Below are 9477 nucleotides of genomic sequence, written 5' to 3' on the forward strand. Positions count from 1 at the left end.
TAGATAAACCAAATACAATCTATTTTCACACAATTTACTTAAATGAATGAAGAAAACAAAAAATTATATAAAAAATATGAGAATTAATAGTATTTTTAGAAAAATAAGCCCTTAATAGCTTGTATAATAAAAATTGCAAAGGTAAAATTATTATAGCAAAATATTATTTCATTTAGCATTCCTATGGAAGGAGACTTGAAATGATCAAACAGATGAGGGAGAGATTGAAAAAAGCAAGGGGGTTCACACTAGCAGAACTCTTAATTGTGGTAGCTATAATAGCAGTTCTTGTTGCAATCGCAATACCCACTTTTACCAATCAGCTCGAGAAGGCAAGAGAGGCCACTGATGCTGCAAATATAAGAGCTTTGTATGCAGAAGTTATGGCTGAATATCTTGAGACAGGCAATGCAGTCGGGGCAAAGACTATTCCTGTACAGCAGAGAAAGGAAGGCTGGCAGTCACAGATCTCATGGCCCAGTGGAATCACTCCGCCTGCTGCTAAGACTTCAGGCAGTTGGTCTGTTTCATGTGGTGCCGACGGTACGATATCCATTAATTAATTGTGTTTAACTTGAGATACGGACTATGAGAAAACTATTTAATTCCAAAGGGCTCTCTCGTATTGTGCTTGTGGCAATTGTTTTTGCAATTGCTCTAGTTGTATTGGTGGCGATAAAGGTCGCAACCATGAAGACAGAGAGTACTTTGCAGGATATGGACAGGCAGGTCGAGATAGCGGCTGAGCATAAGGCCAGGCTGGCATATACGCAAAACGACATGCTGGAAAAAATGGTTTACGATGCGACGAACAAGACATTTGTTGATCCTATGGAGGCTGTAAGCACGGTCGAGCCTTACGGTAATTCAAAGGAACATCAGGGGAAATATCTGCTCATAGTTTTTGGCGACGAAGAAAATATAACATTAGAATGGGTTAATCCATAGCATATACATATAAGATTCAGTTTTTTATGCAGGGGGAAATATGGCAAAAAGAAGAATCGGCGATATGCTTATAGAACGTGGTCTGATTAATCAAAGAGAGCTGGAATATGCTCTTGATGTACAGAAGCAGACACACGAAAAACTTGGTGAAGTACTTATCAGTAATAAGATAGTCAGTCCGGAAGACATGGCTAAGACACTGGCTGTGCAGCTGGAGGTTGACTACATCGATCTTGCAAACGCGGCGATTCCTCAGGAGATGACCAAGTACGTTCAGAGGAATATTGCCAAGCAGAATCACCTGGTACCGGTGCAAAAAGAAGGGGATTCTCTATACGTAGCGATGGATGATCCTCTGAATATTTATGCCTTGGATGAGGTACGAAAGGTTGCTAACCTAAAGATTGTTCCTCTCATTGCAACACACATGGCTGTTGAGAGAGCGATCAATACTCTTTATGGAAATGAGAACGCCAAGCAGGCAATCGCTGACTATAAAAAAGAACATGGAATTGAGGAGAGAGGTGACATTGAGACATCTATGTCATCCGCTTTTGATTTCATAATCTCTTCAAATTCCATTACCGGAGAAAACGAAGGTGCGCCCACTATCAGACTGGTTAACTCAATTATTGAGCGCGCTGTTTCAGAGCATGCATCTGATATCCACCTTGAGCCCAGAGAAAATGGGATGGATGTCAGGATGCGTATTGATGGTGTCTTAAGGGATATCCTTAAGGTTCCGAAGGACATAACCGCGGCAGTAATTGCCCGCATTAAGACCATGTCCGGAATGGACGTGGCTGACAAACGAATTCCACAGGACGGCCGCTTTGCAGTAAGCGTTTTAGGCAGAAGCATCGATATGCGTGTTTCTACACTCCCTATCGCTTGGGGAGAAAAAATAGTGTGCCGTCTTCTTGATAAATCCAACACTGAAATAGATAAAGAGATGCTGGGACTTAGTCCTGACGACATGGAAAAATACGAGAAGCTTATCCATTATAAAAATGGAATGATGCTCCTTGTAGGACCTACCGGTTCAGGTAAAACCACCACAATGTATGCAATGCTTAACGAGTTAAATACAAGAGACGTTAACCTTGTGACATTGGAGGATCCCATAGAGTATAACCTGGATGGCTTAAATCAGGTTCAGGTAAATACAAAGACAAACATGACATTTGCAAACGGACTGAGGGCTATCCTTCGTCAGGACCCGGATATCGTATCAGTTGGTGAGATCCGTGACGGCGAGACAGCAGAGATATGCATGAGAGCAGCCCTTACCGGTAGATTCGTCATGAGTACCATTCATACAAATGACGCAGTGGGTGCCATAGACAGACTTGAGGACATCGGCGTTGAACCTTATCTTATCGCAGCTACACTTAGAGGCGTTATTTCACAGAGACTTGTAAGAAGGATCTGCCCTTACTGCGCTGAGGAATACGAGCCTCAGAGGGATGAGATAGACAGACTTGGCGTGAAAATTAAACCAGGAACCAAATTCAAATATGGAAGAGGTTGCCAGCAGTGCTTCAACACAGGTTATTCAGGACGAATAGCTATTTTCGAAATAATGATGGTAACCCCTAAGATCAGAGACCTTATCAGCAGAAAAGCGGTAAGAGCTGAGATAGAAGAAGAGCTTAGAAAAGAAGGCAGCAATTTTGTATCACTAAAGGAAGCCGGAATGAGACTCGTTTACGATGGTGTCACAAGCGTTTACGAGGTGCTTCGAGTAACTAATGAGAGTGATTAAAGGAAATAAGCTATGACAAGTATTGAAGAGCTGGTAGCGAGAGCAAAAGCCGAAAAAGCTTCTGATATCCACATTATATGCGGGCTCTGTCCTAAATACAGAAAGGACGGCTCTCTTGAAAATATGGAGGATACACCTGTCACCAAAGAAGACTGTGTCTTGACAGCAAAGGTGCTTGCAAAAACAGAAGAAGCCTTCGAAACACTTATGAAAACCGGCGAGATAGATATCGGAGATACTATATCAAATGCAAGGTGCAGGATTCACATTTATAAGCAGCAGGGAGTGCCTTCCATAGCACTCAGAATCCTTTCGGAGGAGATACCTCAGCTTCCGATGCTTGGTCTTCCTCTTGGAGTTCTCGATATACCCAAGATGCATAAGGGCATAGTCATTGTTACAGGTGAAACAGGCTCCGGTAAATCCACAACACTTGCAGCTATTCTGGATGAAATAAACCACAGCTACAAAAGGCACATAGTTACATTGGAAGACCCGATAGAATATGTATACAAACCGGATTTATGTGCCATAAACCAGCGCGAAATCGGAAAGGATACCGAGAGCTTCGCTGCAGGCTTAAGAGCTTCACTACGTGAGGACCCCGATGTAATCCTGATCGGTGAGATGAGAGATAGAGAAACCATAGAGACAGCGATAACAGCTGCAGAGACCGGACATCTTGTATTTGGAACGCTCCATACAGGAAGTGCGGCGGATTCAATAGATCGAATGGTTCAGGTATTTCCGGAGGCTAAAGCACAGCAGATAAGAGTACAGCTTTCCATGGTTTTAAAGGCAGTCCTTACGCAGCAGCTTCTTCCCAAAAAGGAGGGAGGAAGAGTTCTTGCCACAGAGTACATGATAGTTACGGATGCCATAAAAAATCTCATAAGAAACGGGGATACACCTCAGATAGCAAACATGGTTGCCACCAGTGCTGAGATTGGCGGTCAGACAATGGACCAGTCGATAGTCATGCTGGTGAGAAAGGGAATGATAACAAGAGAAACAGCACTTCACTATGCAGTTAACAAGGACTTTGTATCAAGAAATATGAATTAACGTTAGAGGGGAAAGATGAACAGCTACAAATACACAGCTCTGTCAGCTTCAGGCGAGCAGGTTAAGGGGATGCTGGAAGCAATCGATCAGCTTGAAGCGACTGCAAAGATCAGGGAACAGTATAATGTGGTTTTATCAATAAAGGAGATCAGGAAGAGTTCTCTTGAGCTGCCGGAATTCCTGACTTCGGAAATCAGTGTGAAAAAGCTTGATCCTAAGGCTTTCACATTGATGTGCAGTCAGTTTGCCACAATTTTAAAAGCAGGTATTCCCATTGCAAGAGCTGTAAGACTTATCGGGGATAAAACAACAAATAAGAATCTGAAAAGACTTTTATCTGAGGTGTTTGCAGATGTTGAGGCAGGAAGATCACTTTCTTCCGCATTTGAGGATCACGGAGCAGGAATGCTTCCACCGACCTTTTGCGAGACCATAAGAGCAGGAGAGGAAGCGGGAGATCTGTCAGGAGCATTTGATTCGATGTTCAGACACTTCGACAAGCAGACAAAGCTTGGAAATAAGGTCAAAAGTGCTATGACCTATCCCATGTTCGTGCTCTTTGTAGCGGTTGTGGTTGTGATCATACTTATGGTAAAGGTGGTGCCCACATTTACGGCATTATTTGATGAGATTGGAGAAGAGCTCCCTCTCACCACCAGAATACTCATAGGGATTTCGACATTTTTCAGTAATAACATACTTATCATTGCTACCGTGATCGCACTTATTGTGGTGCTTTTCATAATCTATAAGCAAAATCCCAAGGGAGCACTTCAGCTGGCAAGGCTGCAGCTTAGGCTTCCACTGTTTGGAAATATCGCAGAGCTTAATGCGGCAAGCCTTTTTTCAAACACAATGGCGACAATGATCAGCGCAGGCCTTCCGATGACAAAGGCAATTGATATAACTTCAAAGGTTATGACCAATGAAGTCTATAAGCAGAAAGTCGCAGAGATGGTTGGAAAGATAGAAGAAGGCAGGACCATTGCAAGCTCAATGCGTGAGATAGCTGTTATGCCGGATATTCTGACAGACATGGTTGCGGTCGGAGAAGAGACCGGCGAGATGAAGCACACCATGGATATCGTTGCAAAGTATTACGACAATGAGCTTGAGCAGGCAGTTGCGAAGGTAATTGCAATGCTTGAACCGGCGCTACTTATATTTATCGCGCTGATAGCAGGATTCATAGTAATAGCTATTTACATGGCAATGTTCAGCATGTATCAGGGGATGTAGGTTGGCAGAGCAAATTTACGAGATCATCTGCATATCGCTCTTTGGGCTTGTGTTTGGGTCATTCCTAAACTGCATGGCGATGCGAATGGTCAGAAAGGAAGATTATGTAAAGGGCAGAAGCCACTGCATGAGCTGTGGTCACGAGCTTGGCCCGCGGGACCTGATACCGGTTTTCAGCTATGTGAGTAGCGGCGGCAGATGCAGATACTGCAAGGAGAAAATATCACTCAGATATCTGATAACGGAAATCAGCTTCATGGTTCTTTCGGATGTCTTATACATCTGCACGAGACCTGACGGGATAATGTTCTATAAAAACTGGGTACTTGTCGGCTTACTCTTTGCAATAGCACTTGTGGACCTTGAAGCCTTTGAGGTTCCAAATGAGCTTCTCTTGGCAGCATTTATAAGCTGGGCAGCCTTTTCAGTAATAGAGCTGATACTTGGAAGAAATAACCTTTTGTACTATGGAAAGCAGCTCCTGTCAGGCCTGATATTAGGCGCGGTGATGCTTTTGTTAAGCCTCCTTATGGATTCTATATTAAAAAGAGACAGCCTTGGAGGCGGAGATATAAAGCTTTACGCAGTCCTCGGAGTTTATCTGGGATTTGCAAAGAGCTACGAACTGGTACTTTTGTCCTGTATATTCGGACTTATTTTTGCACTTATAAGAAAAATGATAAGCCGCAATGCTTCGAAGGAATTTCCGTTTGGACCTTCAATTGCTTCGGCGGCATATCTGGTTTTACTGTTTGGAGATGCGATAACAGCCTGGTATTTCAAACTGCTATAAGAGGGGTAAACAGATGGCAAGAAATGATGGCGTTTTAGGATTAAGTGTTACTCATGAAATTCTCTCACTTACGCTGATGAAGGGCGGAGTAATACGCAAGACAGTATGGGAAGAATTCCCGGACAATATAGTTGAGGAAGGAAAAATTGTTTCCCAGAACCTGTTTGCAGAATTCCTAAAGGAGCAGCTGAAGGAAAAGAAAATTAACTGCAAAAATGTAGCGTATGTAATTTCAGACACGGATATTTTCGTCCGTAATATTTCTATGCCCAAGATAGATGAAGAACAGATAAGGTTCAACATCCCCTTTGAATTCAAGGATCTGATCCAGGGTGAGCTCAAACAGTATGTATATGACTACGTTGAGAGACGAACCGTGAATGATGAAGGAAGTAATACCATAAAACTTCTTGCTTATGCAGTTCCTTTAGGTGTTATCACAGAAATTCGTGAGACCTTAAAGCTTGCGGGATTGAAGCTGGTAAAGGCTTTGCCTGAGACCTCGGTCTATGAGACTCTCCTTGGTGCCATAGGCAATGAGGAGGAAATCCTGAAAGAGCGCTGCTTTATGGATATCAGTCAGAAGACTATAAGAATGATGATATTCAAGAACGGTGAGTTCAAGGTTTCACACATGATCGATATAGGTGAGGACAGGGTAATAGATGCAATTGCCGATGAATTCAATGTCGACAGGCATCTTGCAGTTACTTACCTTAGAAGCAAATATAAGGACTGTGACCAGGTTCCCGGTGCTATCAATGCATACAAGGATATCTCGATAGAGATAATGAAAGGAATAAATTACTACGAGATGTCAGATATGACATCAAGGCTTAAGGATATCGTCCTTTGCGGTATGGGTGCGATGACAGAGCCTTTGGTAGAGATGCTTAAGCAGCGCCTTGATAAAAATGTAGTGACGCTTGACGAATTATATCCAAAATTCAAGAAGGATAAGGATATAAGCGTGACCTTTGGCTCGGTGGGAATACTTCTTAGTGATGCCGTCGGAGCAGCCACCAACGGAGATATGGCTGTTGCCGGAGAAAAGAGAAAGGTAAAGACAAGCTCCGTACTTATTGCAGCTGCTGCGATTCTTGTTGCCCTTTGTATTGGTGCAAAGTTTGGTGTCATAGACAGAATGAATATTCTTAAGGCAGAGAGAGAAAAGGCTGCACTTTTACAGGAGGAAATAACTGCGCAGACAAAGCTTATAGTGGATGCCGAGAGCGCGATGGAGGACTACTACCACTATAGCTGGGATATGCTCAGCGATGAGGAAAAGGGAAGAGTTGACAGATTAGAGGCGGCAAAGCTTGCTGATCTGATAGGGCAGCAGGGTATGAAGATAAAATTTATGGACCTTGCAGGAGAGACGCTTACCGTTGATCTTCTCGCAAAGAATCTTGACAGTGTAAGTCAGCTGTCAAGGCTCTTAAGCCAGCAGGATATAGTTGAAAGCTGCGCTGTTACTTCAGCAAAGACTATAGAGGAGGCACTTCGCGAAGATATTGGGGCCGGGGATAACAATGTTAATGCTCAGATAAAGATATATCTGATTACTGATTCTTCAAAAGAGGGGAATGAACAGTGAATAGACTAAACAAGGAACTAACCGGAACTGAAAAAATCCTGCTTGTTATTCTGGGAATTGTGATAATCGGTGCCCTGTACTATTTGCTTATATTTACTCCGATCGAGAATGGAATAGAAGCGGCAAGATCAGAGCAGCAGGCTCTTGAAACAGAGCTCTCTGTCACCAAGGCAAGGCTTGAAAAGATAGAGAGAATGCAGGCGGATGTAAGTAGTGAGGATAAGTCTGGAATCAGCTATATGCCAAGCTACAATGCGGGAAAAGAGGAAATTGATTTTCTCCACACCTTGCTTGGGAAGGCTACGGACTATTCTGTAAAGTTCACAAACATCTCAAGAGAAGAAGACCTTATCCGCAGGGATTTTGCAATGAGCTATACAGCAGGGAGCTTAGCTCAGGCAGAAAAAATCCTTAAGGAACTTGAAGACAGTGAACTTAGGTGCCTCGTAGGTGATATGTCGATATCTCCGTTTTTCAGAGAGTCAAACCTTCAGGACGGTGAGGTGACAGTAAGTCTAAGCGGAACATTTTATGAGACCATGCACGGAGGAACTCCGGATAAAGAGCTGCCGGAGGACCAGAAGAAGGAATAATTATCAATGCGTTCATCTTTAAAAGCTAAATGTCAGAAAAAATTAAAATCCGATAATGGCGCATCAGTAATTCTTGCTCTGGTGGGATTTCTCATTGTTGCCTTTGTTGCCATAGCTATCGTGAATGCAGCGATTCTTAATGCGAGGCGAACAGTCGAGGAGAAAAAAGAGGAGGTAGCATATATTGCTACAACCGAAGCTGCAAGACTGATTCAGGATTGTATCGAGGGAGATTTCGCATACAAAAGGGCTGAGGATGATGATGAATCAACATTGACAGGAGTTGACGACAAGCTTGGAGACAGCATTAAAAGCATGGCAGATTCCATAGCTGCAGGGGGCGGAAGCCAGGAGAGAGACATTAGCTTTTCATACAGCGGACTTGAAAAGATTGAAGGAAGCCTCGTTGGAAAAATGAAGATGGATTCAAGCTATACGATTTCTATCGACATATGGGTGGAATCCGGAAAAACGGATTATCCTCTTACGATCATCATCCCCGGAGAGGGACAGACAATTGAAGAGGAAATCCCCGGGACAGGCGATGAAAACGGAAACATGGAAAAAAGAAAAGTAACCTATGCATCATGGTCAGGCGAGGGAGCATATATTATCGGAAAACAGAAGGACTAAAGTAAGAACGGGTAAATAGTCATGCGGGTCAAGATTTTAAAAAGGCTTAAAAGTAAAAAAGGAGAGTCGCTTATAGAGACTCTGGTAGCGCTTCTCATAGGAGTGCTGGCGCTGATGATGCTGCCGGGGGCAGTTGTTGGAGCAGCCAGAGCTAACAGGAAGGCGGCGGAACAGTCGGTCTATTCTGATGAGAATGCAGTGAACTTTGGGGTTGAGGTTACTGATTTTAGCATTAGGTGACAGATACAGGTATGAAAAGGAAAAAGATAAAGCTGATAAAGCTTTTGCGGAATAAATTAAAATCCGATTCAAAGGGATTTTCCATATTGGAAATGCTGCTAGCTGTGGTCATACTGCTTCTGGCTACGCAGCTTGTGACTCAAGCCATGGACCTTGCGGCAAAGCGCTATATAGAGAGCACCAACAGATCCAAGGCGCAGATGATAATGTCGACGCTATCGGATTTTGTAAGAAATGAGCTGACTACAGCGAGTGATTTTGTATTAGAGGGCAATGACATATCCTTTATCGATGGCAGCGGCATCCTGGGCGGAAGATGTGTGCTGGCAAATGATCAGAACACGGTATGTCTTAAGAACATAAAATCGGAAAAAAGCTATTATCCGATAGTCGGATCAAATAACGGAACAGCTTTTAATTATGCAAATAACCTTAGAGTGAGCTTTGTTCTATCGCCACCATCTAAGGATGACAGTAAATTGAATTTTGAATATACGATAAACGTAGAGGATAAAACAGGCAAGGAGCTGGCAGCCGGAAGATATAAGGTAACGGTGAAGGCTTCAGTAATGGAATAAAAAATACTTAAAATAAAATACTAGTT

The 9477-nt window shown here is 43.1% G+C and carries 11 protein-coding genes; all 11 read left to right on the forward strand.

Annotation, left to right across the window (positions count from 1 at the left end; genetic code table 11):
* Positions 1-200: 200 nt before the first annotated feature.
* The 11 genes from G601_RS27140 (at position 201) to G601_RS0104105 (ending at position 9451) form a co-directional block, all read left to right on the forward strand.
* Positions 201-563, forward strand: coding sequence for a competence type IV pilus major pilin ComGC (locus tag G601_RS27140; RefSeq protein WP_051205565.1), 363 nt, complete (start codon positions 201-203; stop codon positions 561-563).
* A gap of 106 nt (positions 564-669) precedes the next feature.
* Entirely contained in the window at positions 670-948 is a 279-nt protein-coding gene (locus G601_RS0104060) for a hypothetical protein (protein ID WP_207638017.1), read from the forward strand.
* Between the two features lie 40 nt (positions 949-988).
* The gene (locus G601_RS0104065) at positions 989-2713 is read left to right on the forward strand and encodes a GspE/PulE family protein (RefSeq protein ID WP_026664544.1); all 1725 of its coding nucleotides are present in this window, start codon (positions 989-991) and stop codon (positions 2711-2713) included.
* Positions 2714-2725: 12 nt separating this feature from the next.
* Positions 2726-3778 carry a type IV pilus twitching motility protein PilT gene (locus G601_RS0104070; RefSeq protein WP_026664545.1) on the forward strand — a complete coding sequence of 351 codons (1053 nt, stop codon included), beginning with the start codon at positions 2726-2728 and terminating at the stop codon, positions 3776-3778.
* A gap of 15 nt (positions 3779-3793) precedes the next feature.
* Positions 3794-5017 carry a type II secretion system F family protein gene (locus G601_RS0104075; protein ID WP_026664546.1) on the forward strand — a complete coding sequence of 408 codons (1224 nt, stop codon included), beginning with the start codon at positions 3794-3796 and terminating at the stop codon, positions 5015-5017.
* A gap of 1 nt (position 5018) precedes the next feature.
* Positions 5019-5810 carry a prepilin peptidase gene (locus G601_RS0104080; protein ID WP_026664547.1) on the forward strand — a complete coding sequence of 264 codons (792 nt, stop codon included), beginning with the start codon at positions 5019-5021 and terminating at the stop codon, positions 5808-5810.
* Positions 5811-5823: 13 nt separating this feature from the next.
* On the forward strand, positions 5824-7407 hold the full coding sequence (gene pilM, locus G601_RS0104085) for a pilus assembly protein PilM (protein WP_026664548.1): 1584 nt from the start codon (positions 5824-5826) through the stop codon (positions 7405-7407).
* Positions 7404-8000: a type II secretion system protein GspM gene (gspM, locus tag G601_RS0104090; protein ID WP_026664549.1), complete on the forward strand. Its 597-nt coding sequence runs from the start codon at positions 7404-7406 to the stop codon at positions 7998-8000. Before pilM ends, gspM begins: the two co-directional genes overlap by 4 nt.
* Positions 8001-8006: 6 nt before the next feature.
* Entirely contained in the window at positions 8007-8633 is a 627-nt protein-coding gene (locus G601_RS0104095) for a hypothetical protein (RefSeq protein WP_026664550.1), read from the forward strand.
* A 21-nt stretch (positions 8634-8654) separates the two neighbouring features.
* Positions 8655-8873 (forward strand): type II secretion system protein, encoded by a 219-nt coding sequence (locus G601_RS0104100; RefSeq protein ID WP_026664551.1) that lies wholly within the window; start codon positions 8655-8657, stop codon positions 8871-8873.
* A gap of 11 nt (positions 8874-8884) precedes the next feature.
* Positions 8885-9451: a hypothetical protein gene (locus tag G601_RS0104105; protein WP_155834457.1), complete on the forward strand. Its 567-nt coding sequence runs from the start codon at positions 8885-8887 to the stop codon at positions 9449-9451.
* The last annotated feature ends 26 nt before the right edge of the window (positions 9452-9477 follow it).

Origin of the sequence: Butyrivibrio sp. FC2001, assembly GCF_000424125.1 — a bacterium.
Classification (GTDB): Bacteria; Bacillota; Clostridia; order Lachnospirales; family Lachnospiraceae; genus Butyrivibrio.

Bases quoted from the DNA above. Each gene is read 5' to 3' on its own strand.
- G601_RS0104105 (WP_155834457.1), top strand. From the start codon at position 8,885: ATGAAAAGGAAAAAGATAAAGCTGATAAAGCTTTTGCGGAATAAATTA.
- G601_RS0104065 (WP_026664544.1), top strand. From the start codon at position 989: ATGGCAAAAAGAAGAATCGGCGATATGCTTATAGAACGTGGTCTGATT.
- G601_RS0104075 (WP_026664546.1), top strand. From the start codon at position 3,794: ATGAACAGCTACAAATACACAGCTCTGTCAGCTTCAGGCGAGCAGGTT.
- pilM (WP_026664548.1), top strand. From the start codon at position 5,824: ATGGCAAGAAATGATGGCGTTTTAGGATTAAGTGTTACTCATGAAATT.
- G601_RS0104070 (WP_026664545.1), top strand. From the start codon at position 2,726: ATGACAAGTATTGAAGAGCTGGTAGCGAGAGCAAAAGCCGAAAAAGCT.
- G601_RS27140 (WP_051205565.1), top strand. From the start codon at position 201: ATGATCAAACAGATGAGGGAGAGATTGAAAAAAGCAAGGGGGTTCACA.
- G601_RS0104095 (WP_026664550.1), top strand. From the start codon at position 8,007: ATGCGTTCATCTTTAAAAGCTAAATGTCAGAAAAAATTAAAATCCGAT.
- G601_RS0104100 (WP_026664551.1), top strand. From the start codon at position 8,655: ATGCGGGTCAAGATTTTAAAAAGGCTTAAAAGTAAAAAAGGAGAGTCG.